This window comes from Fundidesulfovibrio terrae, from assembly GCF_022808915.1.
Classification (GTDB): Bacteria; Desulfobacterota; Desulfovibrionia; order Desulfovibrionales; family Desulfovibrionaceae; genus Fundidesulfovibrio; species Fundidesulfovibrio terrae.
On the sequence record NZ_JAKZFS010000001.1, the window covers coordinates 453,137 to 476,617 of the forward strand.

20 protein-coding genes are annotated in these 23,481 nt (G+C 65.4%); 14 read left to right on the forward strand and 6 right to left on the reverse strand.

Annotated elements, in window-relative coordinates:
• Positions 1-16: 16 nt before the first annotated feature.
• The 4 genes from ML540_RS17890 to ML540_RS02080 all read right to left on the reverse strand — a co-directional run bounded on the left by ML540_RS17890 (position 17) and on the right by ML540_RS02080 (position 4,496).
• A complete protein-coding gene (locus tag ML540_RS17890; protein WP_243358201.1) occupies positions 17-1,567 on the reverse strand; it encodes an AlbA family DNA-binding domain-containing protein in 1,551 nt (516 codons plus the stop codon).
• A 140-nt stretch (positions 1,568-1,707) separates the two neighbouring features.
• Positions 1,708-2,145, reverse strand: coding sequence for a hypothetical protein (locus tag ML540_RS02070; protein ID WP_243358202.1), 438 nt, complete (start codon positions 2,143-2,145; stop codon positions 1,708-1,710).
• Positions 2,146-2,227: 82 nt separating this feature from the next.
• Positions 2,228-3,406, reverse strand: coding sequence for a type IV pilus twitching motility protein PilT (locus ML540_RS02075; protein WP_243358204.1), 1,179 nt, complete (start codon positions 3,404-3,406; stop codon positions 2,228-2,230).
• 10 nt (positions 3,407-3,416) lie between these two features.
• Positions 3,417-4,496 carry a type IV pilus twitching motility protein PilT gene (locus ML540_RS02080; protein ID WP_243358205.1) on the reverse strand — a complete coding sequence of 360 codons (1,080 nt, stop codon included), beginning with the start codon at positions 4,494-4,496 and terminating at the stop codon, positions 3,417-3,419.
• Positions 4,497-5,159: 663 nt separating this feature from the next.
• On the opposite strand from ML540_RS02080, the gene ML540_RS02085 reads away from it, so the two are divergent.
• The 13 genes from ML540_RS02085 to ML540_RS02145 all read left to right on the forward strand — a co-directional run bounded on the left by ML540_RS02085 (position 5,160) and on the right by ML540_RS02145 (position 19,059).
• Positions 5,160-7,043: a type IV pilus biogenesis protein PilM gene (locus ML540_RS02085; protein ID WP_243358206.1), complete on the forward strand. Its 1,884-nt coding sequence runs from the start codon at positions 5,160-5,162 to the stop codon at positions 7,041-7,043.
• Positions 7,043-7,582: a type 4a pilus biogenesis protein PilO gene (gene pilO, locus ML540_RS02090; protein ID WP_243358207.1), complete on the forward strand. Its 540-nt coding sequence runs from the start codon at positions 7,043-7,045 to the stop codon at positions 7,580-7,582. Before ML540_RS02085 ends, pilO begins: the two co-directional genes overlap by 1 nt.
• Positions 7,583-7,585: 3 nt before the next feature.
• The gene (locus tag ML540_RS02095) at positions 7,586-8,077 is read left to right on the forward strand and encodes a hypothetical protein (protein ID WP_243358208.1); all 492 of its coding nucleotides are present in this window, start codon (positions 7,586-7,588) and stop codon (positions 8,075-8,077) included.
• 35 nt (positions 8,078-8,112) lie between these two features.
• On the forward strand, positions 8,113-9,924 hold the full coding sequence (pilQ, locus tag ML540_RS02100) for a type IV pilus secretin PilQ (RefSeq protein WP_243358209.1): 1,812 nt from the start codon (positions 8,113-8,115) through the stop codon (positions 9,922-9,924).
• 1 nt (position 9,925) lies between these two features.
• Positions 9,926-11,602 carry an AAA family ATPase gene (locus tag ML540_RS02105; RefSeq protein WP_243358210.1) on the forward strand — a complete coding sequence of 559 codons (1,677 nt, stop codon included), beginning with the start codon at positions 9,926-9,928 and terminating at the stop codon, positions 11,600-11,602.
• 4 nt (positions 11,603-11,606) lie between these two features.
• Positions 11,607-12,830, forward strand: coding sequence for a type II secretion system F family protein (locus ML540_RS02110; protein ID WP_243358211.1), 1,224 nt, complete (start codon positions 11,607-11,609; stop codon positions 12,828-12,830).
• A complete protein-coding gene (locus ML540_RS02115; protein ID WP_243358212.1) occupies positions 12,831-14,165 on the forward strand; it encodes a sigma-54 interaction domain-containing protein in 1,335 nt (444 codons plus the stop codon).
• Positions 14,166-14,887: 722 nt separating this feature from the next.
• Positions 14,888-15,313 (forward strand): pilin, encoded by a 426-nt coding sequence (locus ML540_RS17725; RefSeq protein WP_279343199.1) that lies wholly within the window; start codon positions 14,888-14,890, stop codon positions 15,311-15,313.
• Positions 15,314-15,519: 206 nt separating this feature from the next.
• Positions 15,520-15,942 (forward strand): prepilin-type N-terminal cleavage/methylation domain-containing protein, encoded by a 423-nt coding sequence (locus ML540_RS02125; RefSeq protein ID WP_243358213.1) that lies wholly within the window; start codon positions 15,520-15,522, stop codon positions 15,940-15,942.
• 11 nt (positions 15,943-15,953) lie between these two features.
• Entirely contained in the window at positions 15,954-16,340 is a 387-nt protein-coding gene (locus ML540_RS02130; RefSeq protein ID WP_243358214.1) for a prepilin-type N-terminal cleavage/methylation domain-containing protein, read from the forward strand.
• Positions 16,337-16,831 carry a PulJ/GspJ family protein gene (locus tag ML540_RS02135; protein ID WP_243358216.1) on the forward strand — a complete coding sequence of 165 codons (495 nt, stop codon included), beginning with the start codon at positions 16,337-16,339 and terminating at the stop codon, positions 16,829-16,831. Before ML540_RS02130 ends, ML540_RS02135 begins: the two co-directional genes overlap by 4 nt.
• Positions 16,832-16,846: 15 nt before the next feature.
• Entirely contained in the window at positions 16,847-18,289 is a 1,443-nt protein-coding gene (locus ML540_RS02140; RefSeq protein ID WP_243358218.1) for a hypothetical protein, read from the forward strand.
• A 203-nt stretch (positions 18,290-18,492) separates the two neighbouring features.
• Positions 18,493-19,059 carry a lytic transglycosylase domain-containing protein gene (locus ML540_RS02145; protein ID WP_243358219.1) on the forward strand — a complete coding sequence of 189 codons (567 nt, stop codon included), beginning with the start codon at positions 18,493-18,495 and terminating at the stop codon, positions 19,057-19,059.
• Between the two features lie 111 nt (positions 19,060-19,170).
• Here the strand turns inward: ML540_RS02145 and ML540_RS02150 are convergent, their stop codons facing one another.
• A complete protein-coding gene (locus ML540_RS02150; protein ID WP_243358220.1) occupies positions 19,171-19,968 on the reverse strand; it encodes a prepilin peptidase in 798 nt (265 codons plus the stop codon).
• 171 nt (positions 19,969-20,139) lie between these two features.
• A complete protein-coding gene (locus tag ML540_RS17895) occupies positions 20,140-22,518 on the reverse strand; it encodes a methyl-accepting chemotaxis protein (protein WP_243358221.1) in 2,379 nt (792 codons plus the stop codon).
• A 110-nt stretch (positions 22,519-22,628) separates the two neighbouring features.
• Here ML540_RS17895 and ML540_RS02160 point away from each other — a divergent pair, with 110 nt between their 5' ends.
• Positions 22,629-23,408 carry a M48 family metallopeptidase gene (locus tag ML540_RS02160; protein ID WP_243358222.1) on the forward strand — a complete coding sequence of 260 codons (780 nt, stop codon included), beginning with the start codon at positions 22,629-22,631 and terminating at the stop codon, positions 23,406-23,408.
• The last annotated feature ends 73 nt before the right edge of the window (positions 23,409-23,481 follow it).

Genomic DNA, 23,481 nt, shown 5'->3' on the forward strand with positions numbered 1-23,481 from the left:
AGCGGCCCGGGCGGAGTTACTTGACCACCCGGCGCATGAACTCCGACAGCGACAGCCTGCGGCTGGACGGCCCGGCGCGCACGTAGAACTCCTCGTCCTTGCCGCCCTTCAAGATTACCGGCTCTTTGGACTTGCGGCACTCCACCAGGAGGATTTTGCGGCCATCCACCTCGCGCAGGGCGAAGGTGGCGTAGGGCAAAAATTCCACCCCGATGTGCTGGGCGAAGAGCGAGCTGAAATGGCGCAGGGCGTGGTCGTCGTTCTCGAAGCCGTCGGCCTCCAGGCCCACGGTCCGGCCCTGGTCGTCCACGCCCACGGCCAGCACCCCTCCGTCCGTGTTCATGAACGCGGTCAGGGTCTTGAGAGAGGCCAGCTCGATCTCCTTGCCGGGCTTGCCCGCGGCCAGGTTGAAGCGCAGGGTGGACTTGAATTCCAGGCGCTCGCCCTCCCCCTTGTCCAGCAGCTCGCGTATCTCGCGCTCGGTCTCGAAGAAGGGAGCGCCGGAGGACTTGGCGCGACGCCGCGACTGGAGCGCCAGCACCAGCAGCAGGGCCAGGGCCAGCGCCAGGCCCGATCCGATGATCAGGGGGGCCCTGCGGCCCTCGAACATGAGCCCCAGAAGCGACTCCTGGGACAGCGCCAGCCCGACGGACGTCTTGTCCTCGCCCTCGGCCAGGGGCGTGAGCGAGGCCCACCACGTCTTGGCGTCCGCCTGGAAGGAAAACGCCTCCGAGGCGGGGCGCCCGTCCCGCAGCCAGGCGGCCATGGCCCCGGAGAGCACCGCGTCGCCGCTTTGGGCGTAGGGGAGGAACAGCGGGGCGGAACGGCCGGCGGTCTGGGCCTGCTCCTCTCTGCCGCCGGCATCCAGGACATGCCCGTCGTGGGTGAAGACGAGCACGCGCGCGCCTTCGGGCACGTCCTGGGACAGGGCGCTCCGGAGAGAGGCCACGCCGAAGCTGAAGGCCAGCAGCCTGGAATCGTCCCCGCCGGGACCGGCCGGAACCACGGCCGAAAGCGACGGGTCCGGCTGGCCCGGGACGGCGTGGCTTTCCGTCCAGGCGGGCCAGTTTCCGGAGCGGTTCTTCACGACCTGTGCGAGCATGAGTCCGTGCTCTTCGATTTGGGCCCGGGTGATGGCCGGGGAGGCTGCCGGTTGCATGTCCGGCCCGAGCGATTCGAGCTTGCCTCCCCCGGACTGGCCGGGGCGGATGTACAGGATGAGCCCGTTCCCGGTCCGCGAGGCCATGGCGAAGACCCCCTTGCCGTCCAGGATGGCCGCCGAGCTGATGGTCTGCTCGTCCGCCAGGGCCGAAAGCAGCAGCATTTCGGCGCTGTCCGGAGCGGGGCCGTCAGGCCCGGCCTGGGAGAGGAGCTTGGCGGTGAGGCTCTGGGCGGAAAGCGGGGCGGACAGGAGGATGCTCAGGCGGTCGCGGACGCCGCGCCCCTCGGACAGGGCTACCTGGGAGTAGAATCCCGTGGTGAGCCTGCCGTATTCCAGGGCCGCCAGCCCGCCCGCCAGGGCGACCAACACGATGACCGAAACGAGGATGGTGCGGGGCGGATGCACGGTACCTTCCGGATGAGGAATGGAACAGCTGTGGAATTTCTACCCGTCACGGACGCACTGCGCAAGCCGGCGGGATTCCCCAGGGCGCTAGGTGAGGTCCTTGAGCTGCGTCCGTTCGAGGGCTGCCCGGCGACGACTCGTTACTCCTGGGCCAGCCTCCACGGCTCGCGGCTTGCCTCCTGGCGCTTGAGGGCCTCGGACAGAAACTCGGCGGCGCGGGCTGCGTCGGCCGTGTTCAGCACCCAGTCGGCCCCGCTGGCGAAGGCCGCCCACGAGTCCAGGCTGGGCTGGGCGCCCACCACGAAGAGCGCCGTGTCCCGGCGTTTGAGCCCCGGGCGCGAGTGCACCTCCTCCAGCGCCTCGGATTTCTCTTCCCCCACCACGGCCACGTCCAGGGCGTTGAGCCTGAGTTTGGCCGCGGCCCGCGCCGGGTCGGGTTCGTCCATCAGGTAATATCCCTGGGCCGTGAAATAGGCTTTCGCGCCTTCGTGCCAGGGACCGTCGTCCAGGCACAGGAGCACCGCCTTCATGCCGTAGGGGATCAGTTCAGGCTCGATGGCCGGTTGCTGGCCGTTCATGCGTCTTCCCTCCGGGCGGGTGCGCCGCCCCGCGACCCCAGTTCAGGGTCGAAATGTCCGCCGGGCACGGGGCGCTGAGCGTTCATTGCCCGTCCTCCCCGCCGTTTCCGCTGTTGTAGTCCAGGTCCAGCTTGAGTTCGCCCAGGTCCGAGACCTTTTCGCCCCGGGCCAGGCGGACCTGGTCGATGGCCAGGGTCAGCTTGGCCCGGTCCGTGGCGTTGGCCAGGGCGGTGTCCCGGTCGATGAGGTTCTTCTCGTAGAGCGAAAGCAGGTACTGGTCGAAGGTGAACATGCCGAAAGTGGAGCCGGACTCCACCGCGCCGTAGTATGTTTTGTCCCCGGATTCGCCGGTTAAGATGAGCTCGCGCACCTGGAGGTTGTTGCGCAGGATTTCGAAGGCCGCCACGCGCCCGCCGCCCACCTTGGGCATGAGCCGCTGGGACACCACGAACTTGAGGCTGGCACCCAGGCGCTGGCGGATGAGCTGCTCTTCGCTGGAATCGAACATGCCGATGATGCGGTTGATGGTCTGGCCGGTGTCCGAGGTATGCAGGGTGCCAAGCACCAGGTGGCCGGTCTCGGCGGCCTGGAGGGCGGTCTCCACGGTCTCGCGGTCGCGCATTTCGCCCACCAGGATCACCTTGGGGGCCTGGCGCAAGGCGGCCCGCAGGCCCGAGGCGAAGCTGTCGAAGTCCTGGCCCAGTTCGCGCTGGTTCACGGTGCCGCGCTTGTGGGGGTGCACGAACTCGACGGGGTCCTCCAGGGTGACGATGTGCACGGCCTTTTTCTCGTTGATCTCGTCGATCAGCGCGGCCAGCGACGTGGACTTGCCCGTGCCGGTGGCGCCGGTGACGAGAATGAGGCCGAACTTTTCCTTGGCCATGTCCGAGAACAGGGCCGGGAGGTTCAACTGGGCCATGGTGGGGGCCTGGGAGGAGAGCTGCCTGAGCACCAGGGCGATGGACCCGCGCTGCCAGAAGATGTTCACGCGGAAGCGGATGCGCGAGGGGTGCTCGTAGGAGAGGTCGCAGGAACCCTTGACCACCAGGTCGCGGTAGAGCCTGACGCTGCGTCCCATGAGCACCTGGGCCATGGCTTCGGTCTGGCGGGCCACCAGGGGGCCGATGGGCAGGTCCATGTCCCTCAGTTCACCGTGCTGCTCCGCCTGGACACGCTTGCCCACGGTGAAGAGGATGTCCGAGAGCGAGGGGGCCTGGGCCAGGGCCAGGCCGATCAGGTGGTCGAAGTGCGATCTGAGCATGGGCTTTGGCCTATTCGTCCAGGCCGCTGGGCGGCTGGGGCAGGAGTTCCTTGAAGCGCGACTTCTGGACGGCCTTGTTGTAGGCGTCCTCGGCGGAGATTTTGCGGGCGGTGTGGAGTTCCATGATGGCTTCGTCCAGGGTCTGCATGCCCTGGTTCTTGCCGGTCTCGATGACGGAGTTGATCTGGAAGGTGCGTTTCTCGCGGATGAGGTTGCGCACTGAGGGCAGGGCTACCAGTATCTCCAGGGCGGCGGCCCGGCCGGGCTTGTCCACGCGCTTGAAGAGCGTCTGGGCCACCACGCCGCGCAGCGACTCCGACAGTGCCGAGCGGATCTGCTCCTGCTGGTCGCCGGGGAAGACCTCGATGATGCGGTCCACGGTCTTTGAGGCGCTGATGGTGTGCAGGGTGGAGAACACCAGGTGGCCGGTCTCGGCGGCTTCCAGGGCCAGGCGGATGGTTTCCAGGTCGCGCATTTCGCCCACCAGGATGACGTCGGGGTCCTCGCGCAGGGCCCCGCGCAGGGCGGACGTGAAGCTCTTGGTGTCGCGCCCCACCTCGCGCTGGTTGATGAGGCAGTTCTTGGGCTGATGCAGGAATTCGATGGGGTCCTCGATGGTGAGGATGTGCTCCTGGCGCTGGGTGTTGATGAAGTCGATCATGGCCGCAAGGGTGGTGGACTTGCCCGAGCCGGTCGGGCCCGTGACCAGAACCAGGCCCTTGGGCAGTTTGCAGAACTCCTTGAGGATGGGGGGCATGCCCAGCTCCTCCAGGGAGAGCACCCGTTCGGGGATGGTGCGGAAGGCCGCCGCGATGCCCCGGCTCTGCAGGAAGAAGTTCACGCGGTAGCGCGAGAGTCCTGGCACGGCGTAGGCGAAGTCCACGTCGCCGGTCTCCTCGAATTCCTTGATCTTGGGCTCAGGAGTGATCTCGTAGAGGAGCTTTTTCAAGTCCTCATGGTCGAGCAGCTTGAACTTCACCCGCTGGAGCACGCCGTGCAGCCTGATGATGGGCTGGGAGCCGCTGGACAGGTGCAGGTCCGAGGCACCCAGTTCGTTCATCATGGAAAAAAAGGCGTCGATCTGGGCCATGGGCTCCCCCCCGTGTGATTCTTGTCCGGGACTATACACCATTGAGGCCGCCAGTCCAATGGGAGTTCGCGCGGCCCGGGCCGCGCGTGATCGTCGCTTTCTGCGGTTCATTTCCAATCTGTAATCAAGCCGGGGGTCTCTTGCGTCGAAGGTGCGCCGGAACAATTGCAGTGACGATACGGCGCTGCGGGTGATGGCCATGCGGGGATGTCTTCAAAAAATGGAGGCCGGGAAGCGAAATGCCCGTCAACGGCCGCTTCATCGAGCATCATCGCATGGAGCAGCATGGACTTTCCCCCAGACGGCATGAATTTGTGCTTTGCATGAACGGGACGGACACACGAGCTGCCACATGGTTCCGAGGCCTGTCCGGTGCGTGCGGAAGGGGTTCCAATACGGTGCCCAGGCATTGGAATTTACATTGCGGAGACACATGAACACTTGACTTTTTCCTGCAAATCGCCATCGATAAAACCAAACGACAGGCAAAATGGATCGGAGCGTTCGGCAGTGGATACATCTCCCAAAGCATCGTCCACCGAAAAGCTCCTGGAGTTGATCCGGGGCACGGGAAAGAAGGGTGGCGGGGGGGACTCTCCCGCGCCGCAGCCGTTGGCGCCGAAATCGCGCTGGGGCTTTACCGTGCCGTGGAAAAAGGGCGGTGTGGCGCAGGCAAGCTCCAAGAACGTGCGCATCGGGGTGGAAGTGACCGACAGCCAGGTGCGCATGGTCAAGCTCACCCTGGCGTCGGGGCGCGCCCGCTCCCTGGAATTCAAGACGGTCTCCATCCCCGAACAGGGGCCAGACGCCCCGGAACTTTCCCTGGTGCTGCGCCTGGCCCTCAAGGAGTTCCTGGGCAAGGCCGACGCCGACGTCTGGGCCATGGTGTCCGGTGAGAGCGCGGACCTGCGCTTCCTGCAGGTGCCCAAGACCGGCAAGAAACAGCTCACCAACGCCATCTACTGGACCGCCAGGAAGGAAGCCGCCTTCGACGACGCCGAGGTGGTTTTCGACTACGAGCTCCAAGGCGAGATCATGGAAAAGGGGGCGCCCAAGCTCTCCGTGCTGGCCTACACGGTGAAGCGCGAGGAGTTCGAGAAGCTGCGCAACCTGTTCCTCCAGGCGGGTTACCCCTTGGCGGGACTGACCCTGCCCTCCATCGCCATGCGCGACCTGCTGCGCGGCGGCTGGGTGGAAAACGGCGGCCAGACCAGGGCCTGCCTGCACCTGGGCGGCGATTACTCCCGCCTGGAAATTTTCGGAGGCGGCGCACTCCAGTTCGTACGCGTGCTCAAGGGCGGGCTTTCGGCCATGGCCCAGGCCCTGTCGGACGAATCCAAGGAATACACCCCGAGCGCACCAAAGGCGGAACCCGAGCCGCAGCCCGGCGAGGCCGTGGCAGTGGTGCCGGAGGAGCCGGTCTTCTCGCCCGCCATCACCATCGAGCTCGAATCCATGGACGGCGGGGCCCCGGCCGAAACGGTCCGGCCCAAGGGACTTTCCGTGGACGAGGCCCGGCTGCTGCTCGAGAACCTGGCCGGCGGCCGCGAAGGGCTTCCCCCGGGGCATCCGGGGCGCGATTTCTCCAGCGGGGACATCCTGGAGATGCTCAAGCCCGCCTGGGAACGCCTGCTGCGCCAGGTGCAGATGACCTTCTCCCACCATGCCGTCACCCTGGGCAACGAGCAGGTGGGCAGCCTAATCCTGAGCGGCCCCCTGGGGGCCGAGCCGGGACTTCTGGATCACCTTTCCGAAAAGCTCGGCGTGCCCTGCTCGCACCTGGACCCCCTGTCCCCGGACAACCTGGGCAGGCTCCAGATCGCCGCCCCTTCGCTGACCCTGGCCGAACGCCTGCCCTACAGCCTGGTGCTGGGCCTGACCTGGGCCGTCCGCTCCGCCTGCAACCTCCTCTACACATACAAGCAGAAGGAGGAGGAGGACCGCGTCGCCGGACTCAACAAGATAGTGGCCCTGTGCTGGCTGGGCGCGGCCGTATCCATGCTTGGGGTGCTCGTCTGGCAGCAGACCCAGGCGTACTGGAAGCGCGAGGAACTGAGCGCCCTGGAACGCCGGCTCGGGGAGTACCAGCCTCTCGTGGACATGCCGCTTCTTCTGGGCACCGGCAGCAAGGTGCGCCAGTCCGTGGACAACATGCGCCGCTTCGCCGCCCGCAACCTGGCCTCCGCCGTGCTGCGGGACGTGACCGATCTCACCCCGGAGAACGTCCGGCTCTTCAACGTGACCCTGGACCTGGGCACCCCTGACGAACAGCCCCAGCTCGGGGCCGCCCAGGACGCCCAGGCCAAGCCGGGCCAGCCCAAGCCCGGCCTCAAGCCGAACACCCGCGAGAATCTGGACACCCTGACCCTGGAAGGATACGTCAAGGGCGACAGCCAGATACTCGAATCGCTTCTGTCGGCGTATCTGGTGCGCCTGCGCACCTCGCCCCTCCTGGGCGAGCCGTCCGTGAGCAAGCGTTCCCTGGAACTGACCGCGGCCGGGGAGGACGTTCTGAGATTCACTCTGACCTGCCAGGTGAGGCGCTGATGGCTCCCCGTTCCGGCTTCGGCAGCCTGCCGCCCAAGACCGCCCTGTACCTGCTGATCGGCTCGGGAGTGCTCGTGCTGTTCGTGCTGCTGGGCATCCTGCCCATGCAGAAAAGCCTGCAGGACCTTGACCGGCAGATGGAGCAGACCCGCTTCCGCATTGAGGAGCAGGGGGCGCTTCATCCCATCTATTTGAAAATGCTGGCCATCGCCAAAGCCGGAGGGGCCGCCGCCCCGAAGCTTCCCGAGAGGCAGAGCCTGGGACAGAAGGACGTCTCGGAACTCACCGACTCCCTGGCCCAATTCATCGTGAAGACCGGGCTGGAGGTCCAGTCCGTGACCCCGGACCCGGGTTCCCTGGGCAAGGGCTCCAAGTTCCTGGCGGTGAACATCCACGTGCGGGGCACCCTGGAGCAGATACGGACTTTCCTGGGCGAGCTGGCCATGATGCCCAGCTACGAGAACATCGAATCATTCAATCTGCAGCCCGGAAGCGGACCCCGGGACGTGACCGTCAAGGTCTGGCTGGCGGCGGAGTAGGGCATGGACGTCTCGAAGCGCGAAAAAATTCTCCTGGGGGGCATGGGCGCGGCCATTCTGGTGGCGGCCGTGTACCTGCTCTGGCCGTCGTCCGCGCCCCGGTCGCCGGAGATGACGCCCCAGCAACTGGCCGACTCCAAGAAGGCGGCCGAATCCCAGCTGCAGTCGCTGGAGCGCATCCAGCTCTCCCCGCGCGAGATACAGGCCGTGAACAACGCCCAGAAGCCCTGGCCCCGCGACCCCCTGTCGCCCAAACCGCCCGATCCCGAGGCCCAGGTGGACCGCGACAAGTTCCATTTCACCGGTTTCGTACGCGTGGGCGAGCGCAGCCTGGCTGTGATCAACGGCCGGGAATACCAGGTGGGCGAGCAGCTGGAGAGCGGCGGATTCGAGGTGTCCGAGATTTCGCCCGAGGCCGTAGTGCTTCAGGGCCTCGTCCGCAAGAACAAGGTACGCATCCCCTATCAGGACCCCAGCTTCTTCGCGGGCCATTAGGGAAGGCGCGGCGAGAAGCGCCAAGGAAACAGAGAATGAACCACATGATGCGTCCGAGGGTTCCGGTTCTGCATATCGTGCTGGCGGCCGTTCTGATCGCCGGTCTGGCCGCCTGCGCCAAGAAACCGGAGAAGGAGCCCTTCATCGAGAAATGGCAGAACCTGGCCGAAGAGACCAAGGACAAGACCTACACTCCCGAACCGCGCAAGGTGGATTTCTCCCAGCTGCAGGTGAAGGGCGACGGCAAGGCCGCCGACGTCCCTAAGCGCAACCTGCCCGTCATGCGCGTGTCGCTCAACTTCTACAATACCGATCTCCAGGCCGTGCTGCGCTCCATGGCGCGCATCGCCAACCAGAACATCATCCTGTCGGCCTCGCTGCAGGCCCCCGAGAGCCAGGGCAAATACAAGGTGAACCTGAACGTCAGCGAGACGCCCTGGGATCAGGCGTTCAACTCCATCCTCAACGCCAACGGCCTCTCCTACGACTGGGACGGCGAGATCATCCGGGTCATGACCCTCGAGGACATGAAGGGCCAGAACGAGATGAAGAAGGCCGTGGCCGAGAAGATGACCCAGAACGAAAAGCTCAAGACCGTGGAGCCGGTGGTCACGGCCAAGGTACAGGTGAACTACGCCGACGTGACGGAGCTGGAAAAGACCCTCAAGGGGTATCTGGCCTCGTCCACGGCTCCGGCCGGCGCACCTGGAGCGGCGCCGGGGGCCGCGCCGGGCGGCGCGCCGGGCGGCTCGGACGAGCTGGCCGGCAAGATCAAGGGATTGGTGGTCGCCGACAAGCACTCCAACTCCATCATCATCCAGGCCACCCGCGAGCACGCCGAGATGCTGGTGAAGCTCGTTGAGAAGCTGGACGAACCGCGCCTGCAGGTGCACCTCAAGGCGTTCATCGTGGAGGCCTCGCGCGAATCGCTCTTCGACCTGGGCTTCCAGTGGGGCGGCTTCTTCAAGACCCAGCCGGACGCCAACGGCAACCGCGGCTACGTGCTTTCCGGCAACAACGTCTCCGTGGCTACCGACGGCACCCGGACCCTGACCCCCATCTACGGCCTGGGACCCTCCAGCTACGGCTACGCCTTCAACTATCCGGCCTCCATCAACGGGTCGGGCACGGGCCTGGGCGCCCAGGGCACGGCGCTCAACTTCATGTGGGGCTTGCTGAACGGCAACATCCTGCAGATGCAGCTGACCGCTCTGGCCAAGGAGGGCAAGCTCAACATCGTCTCCGAGCCGTCCCTCACCACCCTGGACAACGACATGGCCTTCACCGAGAACGGCGAACGCGTTCCCTACGTCACCGTGTCCCAGAACGGCACCAACGTGCAGTTCATCGACGCCGTGCTGCGCCTGGAGATGACTCCCCACGTCATCGACGAGAAGAACGTGCGCATGAAGCTCATCATCAAGAACGACGAGGTGGTCACCGACCAGAGCCAATGGGTGCAGGGCAACCCCCCCATCCGCAAGAAGGAGACCAACACCACCCTCATCGTTGAGGACGGGGCGACAATCATCATTTCCGGCCTGGCCAAGCACTCCAAGACCAAGAGCGAGCAGGGATTCCCCGGCCTCAAGGACATCCCCGGGGCGGGCTACCTATTCAAGAACACCAACAATGACAGCACCAAGCAGGACATCCTGGTGTTCATCACCCCCACGGTGCTCAAGAGCCCTTCCCAGCAGCCCTCCGCCCCGCCGCCGCCCGGACTGGCCCCTTCCGCGCCGGGCGCACCCACCGGGCAATCCGGTCCGTCCAGGTCGCCTGATAGACAGCCCATCCCCATGGGGCCGCCCGCGTCCGCGCCGCAGACAGGGAGGGTCGGCGGCTGACATGCGTTATTTCGAACTCTTGAATCTGCGCCGCGAGCCCTTTTCCAACTCGCCGGACCCGGACCTGTTCTACCGCACCAAGCAGCACCGGGAATGCCTCCAGGCCCTGGAGATCGCCCTGCGTTTGAAGCGCGGCCTGTGCGTGGTCACCGGGCACGTGGGAACGGGCAAGACCACCCTGTGCCGCCAGCTCATCCGCCTTCTGGGGGAGCGCCAGGGGGTGGTGACCCATCTGGTGCTGGACCCGTCCTTTTCGGACGCGCGAGAGTTTCTGGTCTATCTTTGCGGCTGCTTCGGGATGGATGGAGGGGAGGCCCGGGCCGCCAGCGACTGGCAGCTGCGCGAGCACATCAAGAACACCCTCTGGGGCCTTGCCGTGGAAGAGGACCAGTTGGTGGCCCTCATCGTGGACGAAGGCCAGAAGATGTCGCTCGAATGCCTGGAGATCCTGCGCGAGCTGCTCAATTTCGAGACCAACGAGCACAAGCTCCTGCAGATCGTGATCTTCGGGCAGCTGGAGTTCGAGCCCATCCTGGAGGCCAAGGCCAACCTGGCCGACCGGGTGAACCTGCGCTTCCGCATCGGCCCCCTGGATTTCCAGGACACCCGCGAGCTCATCCAGGCCCGCCTGGCCATGTGCTCCAAGGACATCTCCCCCGAGGGGCTCTTCAGCTTCTGGGCGCTTTTGGCGGTGTACCTGGCCACGGACGGCTTTCCGCGCCAGATCGTGCAGTTGTGCCATCAGGCGCTTCTGGCGGTGATCATCAAGGAGCGCCCCCGCGTCACCTGGGGCGTGGTGCGCAGCTGCATGCGCTGGCGCACCCTGGGCCTGCCCAGGCGCAGGCGCTGGCCCAGGACGGCGGCCGCCGTGTTGGCGCTTCTCGTGTTGGCTGCCGGAGCCGGAATGTACTTCGGAGGCGACAGCCTGGACCTACGCCGCCTCAAGGGCGCCGTGGCCGGAATATCCCTGCCGGATGTGGCTTCCTGGTTCCGCCCGGACCGGGACAAGGGCGCAGCCCAGGGTGGTGCCGGGGCAACCACAGCGGACAGTTCCGCAGGGGGGGGCGCGGTGTCCGGCCCGGGAACCCCGCCGAAACCAGCGCCGCAAGCCCAGGACGCGTCGCAGCAGGACGCCCTGGCCGGGGACTCCCGGGGCGTTTCCGGCCCGGTGACGCCGAGCGCGAGCGGCCAGCAGGACCAACAGGGGCAGCCGGGGAACGCGGCCCAGACGGGCGCGCCTGCGCAGGAATCCGCGGCCGCCCTGTCCAGCCAGTTGGGCCAGCCTGGCGGTCCGGCCTCCGAGGCCGCCATGCAGCCCTCAGGCGAGCCTTCCGGGGCGAAATCCCCGCGCGAGCAGGGGCCGCCCCGCTTCACCGGGGTGCGGCTCTCGGCCGTGGACGGCGTGGAGACGTTGGAAATACTTACCGATTATCCCGTTGACCGTTTCGAGTCCGGATTCAAGCCCAACCCCGCGCGAATCCTGGTGGATCTCCCCGGCAACTGGGAGCGCCGCGCGGACCGGGAGCTGCCCGTGGGCTCGGAACGTATTGACAAAGTGCGCAGCGCCGTTCATCCGGATAAGCTGAGGGTGGCGGTCTATCTCAAGGACGCCTCGGTCGGGCCTGTCCGGCCGCAGGTGGAAAAGACTCCCTCGGGACTCAGAGTCATCCTCAAATAACGCGATGCCCTCCTTTTCCTACCAGGCTCTGAGCGAAACCGGCCGTACGGTCACGGGAACGCTGGAAGCGGACTCGGCCGAAAGCGCCCAACGCAAGCTTTTGTCCATGGGCTACATTCCCGTGTCCATCACCCAGGGGGCTCGGCCGGCGGGGCTTTCCGCGTGGTGGGCGGAAAAGCAGGTTGACCTGACCAAGGTCAAGGTCAAGGAAATCATCCTGTTCACGAAGCAGTTCAGGACGATGATGCAGGCGGGCATCTCCATCCTGGACATACTCAGGATTCTCGAAGAGCAGTCCGAGAACCTGAAGCTCAAGCGGATATGCGGCGAGATGAACGCCGACATCAAGCAGGGAAAGACGCTCTTCGAGGCCTTCTCGGCCCACCCGAAGGTGTTCTCCAACCTGTACCGCAACATGGTGAAGGCGGGCGAGGAGTCCGGAGCGCTGCCGGAGGTGCTGCACCGGCTCATTTACCTCATCGAGCACGAGCACAAGGTCAAGGCGGACATCAACTCCGCGTTGCAATACCCCATCACCGTGGTGATCGTCCTGGCGCTGGCGTTTTACGTGCTCCTGACCTTCGTGATCCCCAAGTTCGTGGGCATCTTCGCCAACGCGAAGATCGAGCTTCCCTGGCCCACGGTCATCGCCATCAACATGTACAACTTTTTCGCGGACTACGGGTATTTCGTGCTGGTGGGGGTCATCGCCTTCATCTGGGGGTTCATCAGGGTGCTCAAGACCGAGCGCGGCAGGCTCGTCTGGGACCGCTTCTGGCTGCGGGTGCCCGTGTTCGGACCGCTGTTCACCAAGGCCGCCATGGCCCGGTTCGCGGCCATCTTCGCCATTCTCCAGGCCAGCGGCGTGTCCGTGCTCGCCATCCTGGACATTCTGGGCGGCACTATCGGCAACGCGGCCATCGCCCTCGAATTCGCCCAGATCAAGGAGCAGCTCAAGGAAGGCCGTGGCCTGGCCCCGCCCTTCCGCCACACCAAGCATTTCACTCCCATGGTCATCAACATGGTCTCCGTGGGCGAGGAGTCCGGCAACCTGGAGGAGATGCTCCAGGCCGTGGCCAACCATTACGACGACGAGGTGGCCTACGCCGTGGCCAGCCTGTCAGCCGCCATCAACCCCATTCTGGTCCTCGGCCTGGCCGGAGTGGTGGGTTTCTTCGCCCTGGCCATCTACATGCCCATGTGGGACATGACCAAGATGGTGAAATGAATGTTCCAGCGAATGCGCGTGGACATCTCCCTGGGGGTGCTCATCCCCTTCATCCTGGGCGGGCTTGCTGCGCTGTTCGTCCTGGGGCTGACGGCCGTCCGGGAGCTCGGCTACCTGGCGGGGCTCACCAGGGTTCAGTTCGGCTACGCCTCTGCTGCCGGGACCGGGCTTACGGTGTTCGGGGTGGCCATGCTGCTGGGCAGGCTGGTGCTCAGGCCCGTGAAGCAGTTCCTGGGCCGGGCCAAGAACCTGCCCATGCTCAAGGAGCCCGCCGAAAAGATGGAGAGGGCCCGGGGTGCCGAGATCGACGCCCTGGACAAGATGTTCGAGCACGTCACCCACGTGCTGGAGAGCCTGGACGCCAAGGCGCTCTTCCCTGAAATCATCGGCGAGAGCCGGGCCCTGCGTGGGGTGCTGGCCCAGGTGGCCAAGGTGGCCCCCTCCGACGCCACGGTGCTGCTCACCGGCGAATCCGGCACCGGCAAGGACCTGTTCGCCAACACCGTCCACGCCCACTCCAAGCGCAAGGACAAGCCCTTCGTGGCCGTGAACTGCGCGGCCATCCCCCCCGGACTCATGGAGAGCGAGCTCTTCGGGCACGAGAAGGGGGCCTTCACCGGGGCCATCGCGGCCAAGAAGGGCAAGTTCGAGCAGGCCAGCGGGGGCACGCTCTTCCTGGACGAGATCGGGGACATGCCCATCGAAACCCAGGCCAAGATCCTTCGCGCCCTGGAGAACGGCGAGGCCGAGCGGGTGGGCGGGGACAAACCCGTGCGCTTCAACGTCCGGCTGGTGGCGGCCACCAACAAGAACCTCCAGGAGATGATCGGCAAAAACGAGTTCCGCGAGGACCTCTACCACCGGCTCAACGTCTTCCCCTTGCTGCTGCCGCCCCTCCGGGTGCGCCCGGAGGACATCCCGCTGCTGGCCACGCATTTCCTGGAGCGCTTCGGGCCAGGGCTCACCATCGCCACCGAGGCGTTGCAGCTGCTCATGGCCTACGCCTGGCCCGGCAACGTGCGTGAGCTGCGCAACACCCTCGAGCGCGCCGCAGTGCTGGCCGGGGAGCACGAGGTCGTCCTGGCCGAGCATCTTCCGTCCCAGGTGCGCCTGGTGTCGGCCTCGGAGCCGCAGTTGCCGATCATGCCCGAAAGCCGCGCCAAGGACCTGGACGAACGCCTCGAGGAGATCGAGAAGGGGCTCATCATCGCCGCCCTGGTCAGGTGCAACGGGGTGCAGGTGCGCGCTGCCGAGATACTCGGCATCAAGGAGCGCAGCCTCTGGCATCGGGTGAAGAAGTACGGTGTGGACCCTGCCTCGTACAAGCGTAACTGACCTTCTCTGAAAGGGCTGCCTCCTAAAACGGCCAGGATTCGGCGGCGGGCGTGAAGCCTGGCTCCGAATCGCCTTCGCCTGTCTGGTCCCCGAGCCCTCCGTCCCGCCTTCCCACACCCGGTAACCGGCCCTGGCCCGGAAGCTCCGGGCGGTCACGAGGCGATAAAACAGTTAAATTTTCACCCTCCGCTGACAGTCTATTGTTGTTTATTTCTTGTGTTTCCGCAGGGCTGGCTCGGCATCCTCTCGGAAAACCCTGCTCTCGTTGCGCGTGGACGTCTTTGCCCGCCCCCAATTCCCGAAAATTTGAGGCTCCAAGAATGCGAAGTCCTGCGAAATTTTCGCCTGTAACGCCGAACAGGCCTGAAGCCGGCCCTGCATCGGTAACCCCCGGCATGGCTTCATTTTCGTGCGCAAGCGTGGTGCAAGGGGGATTGTCGAAGCACCGAGGCATGTTGCCCGGCCTCCGCGAATTGGAGGAAACAGAGGGTATATATCGCGCAACTAGCTGCGCGATCGAGCATCAAATTGTTTTACTTCAATATGTTAGCTGTGTCGCTGCGAAGTTGGCACGGCGAATGCTTTATGGCTAGCATCGGCGCACGGCAAACCGGCGACGATGCCCAAGCGGACAAACGCCTTCCAGGGGCGAAAGGGCAAGGAGAGGGACGCCTCGGGGGAGGCGGACACAAATTTCACAACACTCTTTTGGAGGAACAGTCATGAACACCACCACCCGCACCATCAACACCGGCAAGGCTCAAAGCGGCTTCACCCTGATCGAAGTTATCGCCGTCCTGGTTATCGTCGGCATGTTGGCCGCCGTGGCCATCCCCAAGTACCTCGACATGCAGACCTCTGCTGCGAAGAACGCCATTCAGGGCGCCATCGCCGCCGGCGCCTCCAACGTGACCATGGAGTACTCCCAGGAACTGCTGAAGGGCACCTTCTCTGACATGGCCACCCTGGCCACCAACCTGTCGGTGCCCGGCTACACCACCGTGGGCGACTTCACCGTGACCTACACTGCCGCCGCCAGCGGCATCACCGTGACCCTGGCCACCGCTCCCGACCCGATTAACGGGCAGGTGGCCAAGGTGAAGGCCCTGGTGCCCGATCCGACGGTCAAGACCATCACCCTTCAGTAACAGCCCAGCCTGACGGCACAGACTGAAAGCTTCAGCCGGGCGGGACCAGATGGTTCCGCCCGGCTTGAGTGCGCTGAGGGACCTTGGCGGATTCGAGCAGGGAGAGTATCGTGAGAGCGTAAGCGGCTTGTAAACAGGCAGAGGGCCGGTCCGGATGGCCGGATGCGGGACGAGCAGGGTGTAAGCGAGCCCCAAAGGCGAAAACCATGACCCCTCGCAAGGACAGCAGAAATTTCGACGGCCAGAAGGGTGTGACCCTCAAAGAGCTGACCATCGTCCTGATCCTCATCGGGGTTCTTGCGGCGGTGGCCCTGCCGCGCTTCTCCAACCTGAACGCCGACGCCATCTCCGACGCCGAGACCCTCAAGTCCACCTTGCGCTACGTCCGCACCCGGGCCCTGTCGGACATATACACCTGGCAGCTCCAGGTGGCCGGCTCCACCCTCACCGTGCAGCGCAACACAGCGACCCCGACAAGTTACACCATCGCCTTCACCACCGCCGGAGTCGCGGCGGGCACCACCACCTTCGACAACCGGGGCCAGCCTACGGGGACATTGTCCTACGCGGTGACCGGCTACCCCTCCAGCCCCGTGACGATCACGACGGGCACAGGGTTCGTTCCGTGAAAGGGGGGCGCATGAAAACGAGCGGATTCACCCTGATCGAGCTGATCATCACCCTCATTTTGATCTCGGTGATGGCGGCCATGGTGGTTCCCTTCTTCAAGCCGAGCGTGACGCGCGGCACCGATCCCTTCGGCTTCATGAACACGCCGCTCAGCGTGCAGACCATCATGGCCAGCATCGTGGCCGACTACAACAGCAACGGCACGTACCTGCACGACCTGTCGCAGCTCAACACCAGGATAGCCAGCGGCAATTACGGGCTCAGCTCGAGCCAGACCATCACCAAGGACAACACCTTCAAGTTCGATCCGACGGATCTGGACACCGCCCTCAAGGTGACCATCAAGGACAACGCCTCCGGGCAGAGCGTGACGTACGTCTTCACGAAGCAGTTATGAAAAAAGAGAGAATATCCGAGCGGGGGGCGACCCTTCTGGAGGTGATCATCACGCTGGTGATCCTGAGCATGGTCGCGGCCGGGAGCCTGGCTATTCTCTTCAACATCGTCGAGGGGATGATACAGGAGCGCAACGTGTCCGCTGCCGAGGAGAACATCCAGGGAGCGCTCACGCGAATCACGCACGAGATAGCCAACATGGACACCAAGCGGGCCTATACGTTCGCGGCCTCCAGCATAACGTACTACTACCGCACGGACGCGACGCAATCCACCATCCAGCTGTCGGGAACGAACCTGCAGCTCAACGGGAATACGCTCCTGAACAACGTCGTCTCCGGGACGGGGTTCGCGGTCACGGCCCCCAACTATACGACCAGCCCCGCCGTTCCCGTGGGTATCTCGCTCTCGGTGCAGGTGAAGGGGGCCAGGATCACGGTGACGAAGACGTACACGGCGAAGATCGAGCTGAATACGCAGCGCTTCCAATAGATCGAGGCCAGAGCCATGAACAGGCATGAATCCAGCGGCGTCGGAAACCAGGGGGGCTTTTCACTGATCTGGGTGATTGCCGCCATCACCATCATCGCGGCCTTGTCCGGGGCCGTCCTGAACATCTTCTCCACGGCCCGCAAAAACGAGATGATGCTCACCTTCGACACCCAGGCCCGCCTGCTGGCCGAATCCGGCATGAACTACGCCAGCAACTACGCCTCGGACATCCTGAGCGGCGCCACCAACAACGCGCTCACCACCCTCGACGGACGGGTCATCACCACGGGGCTTCCGACCAACCAGAAGATAACCCTTTCCGTGTCGGTCAGCGCGTCCAACGCCTACGACTACGTGGTCACTTCCGTGGGCACCGTGAACGCGGGCACGAAATTCGAGGCCAACTACTCCGTCACCAACGTCATCAACGCCCCCAACAGCGGCACGGGCATCTACATCGTCCAGTCCAAGCCCGGCACGGCCGTGGCCACGCCCACGGGCGTGTCCGTCAACGCCAGCTCGCTCAACGACTACACAGCCGGCATCAGCTTCGACCCGAGGTTCGCGGGGAGCGGCAACTCCATCGCCAGCGCCAACTTCACCAACGGCATAGGCAGCCTGCTCAACGGCTTCCGGGTGTATTTCACCTACAGCATCTCTTCGGGCTCCGCCGCCGACGGATTCGTGTTCTCCATCAAGAACGGCACCTGGAACACCCCGCGCGACGCGGGAGGGCCGCCAGCAGGCGTGTCCCACGGATCGTTCCTGGGCTACGCCGGACCGGGCTACCCCTACTGGGGCAACGGCCTGGGCATACGTCCGCCCAAGATGGGGGTGGAATTCGACATCTACACCAACAGCGGGCACTCCGGCTCCCCCACGGTGAGCAGCGACGGGCGCAACGATCCGGACAACCACCACATCGCCAACATCTTCTGGGGAAGCACCTGGACCATCACCACCGCAGCCGCGGCGCCCACCAACTCCTACGCCACGTCGTCCTACTACGGCTTCGACGACAACGTGCATAACCTGGGCTACGCCAACGACAAGACCGACTACAGGCCCTTCAACCCCGACGGGACCGACAACGATCCCGGAGGCTCGGGGCGCCCGGGCCTGTTGTCCATAACCAGGACCAACATGGTGGGCACGGCCAGCCCCGTCCCTGTGCGCATCGAGGTGATCCGGCCAAGCTCGGTGGTGTCGTCGGTCTCCACCGATGCGCACTACAACATGTACGCCTATGTCATTAAGACGTGGCACAACTGCACCGGGGTTGGATGCAACGACATCTCCACGGATTACGCGGGTGCGACGCCAACCATTCAGTACACAGTCTACATGACGGCAGCCGAACACACCATGTTCCAGTTCTTCGTGTTCGGATTCCAGGTGTCCACGGGCGCGTCCACGGGCCAGTACAACTTCTCCATCCCCAAGATCGGCATGCGCTGAACTCTGCCGCCTTGTTCCGTGGTGCACCTTCGGACCGCAGTAGGGTGGCTGTTCCAACGCATTCGTAAAGACCCAGGCGCCAGCATGGGCGAGCGTCACGATTGCGACGCAGCCGGAGCATGGTGCTTCCTCTCGTGCCCGCGATGCACAGCTAATGCTTGACTGGCAAGTGTTTTGCTTCCATATCCGCGGAGGGGAGCCCCATGTCGAAAATCATTCCGGCGGCCTTGGCCGCGGCACTGGTTCTTCTGGCCATCCCGGCTGTTCCGGAGGCGCAGACCATATACCACTACCAGGACTCGTCCGGCGTGGTGCATCTTTCCGACATCAAGTCCAACGCGGACTACAGACCGTTTTTTTATTTCCGCATTCCAGCGGGCGCGGACCGGGGGCAGATCGCGGCCATCATCGCCCGTGAGGCCAGGCGCTACGGCGTGGACGCCTCGCTGGTCACGGCCATGGTGGAAGTGGAGTCTGGGTTCCAGGTGCGGGCGGTGTCGCCCAAGGGGGCGCAGGGCCTCATGCAGATCATGCCGGGGACCGCGCAGGATTTGAAGCTCAAGGACAGCTTCGACGCTTCCAAGAACATCGAGGCCGGGACGCGCTACATGCGCCAGCTGCTGGACAGGTTCGGCGGCAACGTGAAGCTGGCCCTGGCCGCCTACAACGCCGGGCCGGGCGCGGTGAGCCGGTGCGGGGGCGTGCCGCCCATCTCCGAGACGAAATCCTACATCGAGAAGGTCAGGGCGCGCTACGGCAAGGCCATCTGACCCGCCCGCGTCCGCCCGGACATCGAACAGCGCGAAGCGATAGGGGATTCCAAAGGGCGGAGCCCTTTGGCCGCCGGAGGCTTCTTCTCCTCCCCTTCCGGGCCTTTTCCTTTACATCTTCCCCGCCATCAGCCGCATGAATCCCTCGCCCCAGAGGAGGGCCGCCATGCACCCCAGGCACAGGAACGGCCCGAAGGGAATGCGCATCGGTCCTTGTTCCCCCTGGGCCTCCCTCCTGGCCGCGAGCCTGAACACGGGCGCCAGCGCGAGCGCCCCGACCGCCGCGAAGAGCACGGCCGCAGGGAGCCCCATCCAGCCCGTGAGCCCTCCGATCATGGCCATGAGTTTCACATCGCCCAGTCCGAGCCCTTCCACGCCCCTGATGTGCATGTGCACGAAGCGCAGCAGCCAGAAGAGCCCGAAGCCGAATCCGGCCCCAAGCAGGCTCTGATCCCAGGTGAGTCCCAAGCCGAATATGCCCGTGGCAACGCCCAGGACGGCTCCGGGATAGGTGAGGAAATCCGGTAGGATGAAGAGCACCAAGTCGATGAACGAGGCCACCAGGAACACCCCGCCCACGGCCATGAGGGCCAGCCAGGTGAGCCCGGGGCCGAACTTCACGGCGACGGCCACGGCCCAGGCGCAGCTGAGAGCCTCCATGAGGGGATAGCGCCAGGAGATCGGGGTTTTGCAGTGCGAACAGCGCCCGCCCAGCAGGATGTACGACAGCAGGGGGATGTTTTCCCACCAACGCAGCTTGGCTTTGCAGTGCGGGCAGTGGGAGGCGGGGAACACGATGGACTGCTCCGTGAGGTAGCGGTGCACGCACACCGTGTAGAAGCTCCCGAGAATGAGCCCCAAAAAGCCCGCCATCCAGGGGAAAAGAGGCAGCAATTCTTTCGGAAACATCGGGCCTTCCTTTTTTTGCCTGTATAAGCAAAAGCTCTCGCTCAAACAACAACGGACTTTCCCGCACGGATGGACGCCCCGCGCCACGACCCTGCTTCAAGGAAAAACGCCCGCTCGGGCGCGCAGGGCCCGGCGGGCGTCCGTTGAGGGCGCGATTTCGCCTGGGGCGGGCTAGCTGCGCATGCCCCGGATGAGCTCCTCCAGGCTGGTGGCCTGGTGGTTGACGTCCTCCAGGGCCTCGGAGGCTTCCTCCATGCCCTGCGCGGTGCGCGAGGAGACGCTTTCGATCTCGGCCACGGCCTGGTTGGCCTGGCCGCTGGCCCTGGCCTGGTCCCCGGCGGCTTCGGCTATGGCCTTGGCCTGGTCCGAGGAGCCCTGCACGATGGACACGATGCGCCCCAGGTATTCGCCCGAGGACTGGGCCAGACGGGTGGATTCCACGATCTCCGTGGCCGCCTTCTCCGTGGCCGACAGGGTGGAGGCCGCGCCCGAGCGGATGGCGTCCAGGGTGGAGCCCACCTCGTGGGTGGCCTGCATGGTCTTTTCGGCCAGCTTGCGCACCTCGTCGGCCACCACGGCGAAGCCGCGCCCGGCGTCTCCGGCCCGGGCGGCCTCAATGGCGGCGTTCAGGGCCAGCAGGTTGGTCTGGTCCGCGATGTCGCCGATCACCTGGAGCACCTTGCCCACGTTGTCGGCCTGGGAGCCCAGCTCGCGCATCTTTTCCTGAAGCGTAAGCATCTGGGCCTGGGCCGAAGAGATGGCCTTCACCGCCGTGCGGACCATGTTCTCGCCCTCCAGGGCGGTGCCCTTGGCCTCGTCGGCGGAGAGGGCGGCCTCGCCCGCCAGGTCGGCCACCTGCTGGGCCGAGGCGTTCATGGCGGACATGGCGTTCACGGTGTCCGTGGCGCGCTCGTTCTGGAGAGTGGCCCCTTCGGCGGCCTGGGCGATGCACTCGGCCAAGCGTCGCATGGCCTGCCCGAGCCCCTCGGCGATCTCCTGGGAGGTGGCCACGGCCTGGGCCAGGGAATTGTTGCGCTTTTCCAGCTCCGACTCGTGGCGCTTGATGTCGGTGATGTCGGAGAGCACGCCCACCACGCCCATGACGTTGCCGTCCAGGTCGTGGAGGAGCTCGGAATCCACCAGGGCGTGGCGGATGTTGCCTTTGCGGGTGGTGAAGGCGATTTCGGCCTTGTACATGCACGAGTTGTTCTTGAGGCAGTTGGTCATGACCGTTTCCTTGGTGGCGTCGTTGCGCACCAGTTCGGCCACGGTGAGTCCGTACCAGGCTTCGGGATCGCCCCCGATCTCGATGAAGTCGAGCAGCTCCTGGTTGGTGAAGGTCACCTTGGAGTCGCTGTCCGCCACCAGCAGGGGCACTTTGAAAGCCTTCTGCAGCCCGATGGTGTAGCCGAGCTTGCTCCTGAGCTCCTTGACCATGGTCTGGAGGTCGGCGGACAGTTCGGCCAGTTCCGCCTGGCATCCGGCGTAGGGCTGCGCCGCGAGGTCGCCGCCCGCCACCTTCTTGGCGTAGGCCCGCAGCCCGTTGAGCTGGGCCACGATGCTCCTGGCGATGAGGAGCACGCCAAGGCCGGCCACGGTGATGGCCGCCAGGGAGAGGCCCAGGGCCCACATCTTGTTGACCTGGTAGGAGGCGATGCGCTTCTCCAGGAGTACGTCCAGTTCCTTGGACGAGGTCTCCCACAGGGCGAAGCTGGCGGCCAGGGCCTCGTCGCCGAGCTTCTTAAGCTCCTGGGGCCTGAGCTTGGCGCCGCGCGACATGCGTTCGAGCGCCGAAACGAATGCTCCCGCCGCCTTGGAGTAGGCTTCCAGCTTGGCCGGGACGTTGGCCTGGAGCGATTCGGACACGCCGTAGAAGTTCTCGTCCTCCTTGAGCGCGGTGGTGACGCTGGCCACGATGCGGTCCAGGTCGGACTCGCGCAGCATGGCCGCGTAGACCGAGAGCGTGCTGCGCTCCTGGAGGGATAGGTCGCTTCCGCCGGTCATGGGAAGGGCTTCGCGCAGGGCCTTGGCCATGCGTTCCTGGGTCTGGGGCAGGCCCAGGAGCACCACGTCCATGAGGTAGTAGCTGTCGAGATCAGGGTCCAGAATCAGGTTGGAGGTGTCGCCAGCGTGGGCGATCATGCCGCGCACCCCCGCCACCACGGCGTCCAGGGACTCGGGGGTGGGGTTGGCCTGCGCCGCGCGCCAGGCTTTTTCCACCACATCGGGCGCGAACTGCTCCCGCCCGCGCTTGGCCAGCTCCGCCGGGGTGAAGCGGAGGTCTTCGCCGTACTGGGCCTGGACCTTGGAGAGGGCCGCGAAGTCCTGGTCGATGGCCGAGCGGGTTTCCTGGGCCTTGGGCAGGTGCTCCAGGAGCTTCACCAGCGGGCGCAGGTAGGCGTCTCCGGTGATCTCCATGCGGGCGAAAGTGATGTCCTTGTCCAGGCCGTTTATGGTGAAGTAGGTCAACAACGCGATGGGCAGGGCGAAGATCAGGCTGCTGATGGCCAGCCTGACGGGGATGCGGATGCTGCAAAAAAACGACGGCACGGTAAGCCTCCAACAAAATAGCTGCAATTGACAAATTCGTCATGTGGCGTGACTTCTTCATACGACATACCCTTTTTGACAGCAAGCGAAGCCTGGACCATACTCAAACCGTGACGCCGACCTCGACCCTTCTTCCCCCCTACGAATTGCGCTCCTCGGGCCGCTCCCGGCGGGTGCGGCTGGTCATCACGCCCCGCAACGGGCTCACCGTGGTCACGCCCGAGGGGTTCGACCCGGAGCTCGTGCCGGACATCGTGCGCGACCGGCTGGACTGGGTGACGCACCATCTGGAGAGGGCCCAGTCCATGCGCCGGGAGGCCGAGCTGCCCCCAGCCAGCGTGGAGCTTCGGGCCGTGGGGCGGGAGCTCTCGGTCCGCTACCGCCTGGCGGGGCGCTTCGGGGCGGCCCGGCGGGACGTGTCGCCACAGGCGGGACACGTCCCGGACGCAAGGGAGCCTGCAGGCGGCGTACGGGTGCGTGCCTCGGGGGAGCGCAGCCTGGACGTGTCCGGCAACATCGCAGCCCGGGAGTCCGTGGGGCTGGCCCTGCGCGCCTGGCTCAAGCGCGAGGCCGCGCGCGAGCTGCCGATTCTGCTGGAGGCAGAATCGCGCCGCACGGGGCTCACGTATTCGACGGTGAGCGTGAGGCTGCAACGCACCCGCTGGGGCAGTTGCTCGGCAAAGGGCGGCATCTCGCTCAACGCCCGCCTGCTTTTTCTTCCCCCCGAGATCGCCCGCTACGTGCTGGCCCACGAGCTGGCCCACACCGTCCACCTGAACCACTCGGAGAAGTACTGGCGTTTCCTGGAGTCCATCCACCCCGGCGCGCTCGCGCTGGACCGCCAGCTCAGGACCGCCCGCCGCTACGTGCCCTTCTGGGCGCAGGGCTGAAGCCCCCGCACGCCGGACCCTCCCCGTCGCTTCGCCGAAAGAACCGCCGCGCCCCTTTCCCTCGCCGGGCAAT

Excerpts from the sequence above, each read along its gene's own strand:
- ML540_RS02095 (WP_243358208.1), top strand. The coding sequence starts at position 7,586 with ATGGACGTCTCGAAGCGCGAAAAAATTCTCCTGGGGGGCATGGGCGCG.
- ML540_RS02110 (WP_243358211.1), top strand. The coding sequence starts at position 11,607 with ATGCCCTCCTTTTCCTACCAGGCTCTGAGCGAAACCGGCCGTACGGTC.
- ML540_RS02080 (WP_243358205.1), bottom strand. The coding sequence starts at position 4,496 with ATGGCCCAGATCGACGCCTTTTTTTCCATGATGAACGAACTGGGTGCC.
- ML540_RS02105 (WP_243358210.1), top strand. The coding sequence starts at position 9,926 with ATGCGTTATTTCGAACTCTTGAATCTGCGCCGCGAGCCCTTTTCCAAC.
- ML540_RS02070 (WP_243358202.1), bottom strand. The coding sequence starts at position 2,145 with ATGAACGGCCAGCAACCGGCCATCGAGCCTGAACTGATCCCCTACGGC.
- ML540_RS02115 (WP_243358212.1), top strand. The coding sequence starts at position 12,831 with ATGTTCCAGCGAATGCGCGTGGACATCTCCCTGGGGGTGCTCATCCCC.
- ML540_RS17725 (WP_279343199.1), top strand. The coding sequence starts at position 14,888 with ATGAACACCACCACCCGCACCATCAACACCGGCAAGGCTCAAAGCGGC.
- pilQ (WP_243358209.1), top strand. The coding sequence starts at position 8,113 with ATGAACCACATGATGCGTCCGAGGGTTCCGGTTCTGCATATCGTGCTG.
- ML540_RS02140 (WP_243358218.1), top strand. The coding sequence starts at position 16,847 with ATGAACAGGCATGAATCCAGCGGCGTCGGAAACCAGGGGGGCTTTTCA.
- ML540_RS02135 (WP_243358216.1), top strand. The coding sequence starts at position 16,337 with ATGAAAAAAGAGAGAATATCCGAGCGGGGGGCGACCCTTCTGGAGGTG.
- ML540_RS02075 (WP_243358204.1), bottom strand. The coding sequence starts at position 3,406 with ATGCTCAGATCGCACTTCGACCACCTGATCGGCCTGGCCCTGGCCCAG.
- ML540_RS02145 (WP_243358219.1), top strand. The coding sequence starts at position 18,493 with ATGTCGAAAATCATTCCGGCGGCCTTGGCCGCGGCACTGGTTCTTCTG.
- ML540_RS02150 (WP_243358220.1), bottom strand. The coding sequence starts at position 19,968 with ATGTTTCCGAAAGAATTGCTGCCTCTTTTCCCCTGGATGGCGGGCTTT.
- ML540_RS02130 (WP_243358214.1), top strand. The coding sequence starts at position 15,954 with ATGAAAACGAGCGGATTCACCCTGATCGAGCTGATCATCACCCTCATT.
- pilO (WP_243358207.1), top strand. The coding sequence starts at position 7,043 with ATGGCTCCCCGTTCCGGCTTCGGCAGCCTGCCGCCCAAGACCGCCCTG.
- ML540_RS02125 (WP_243358213.1), top strand. The coding sequence starts at position 15,520 with ATGACCCCTCGCAAGGACAGCAGAAATTTCGACGGCCAGAAGGGTGTG.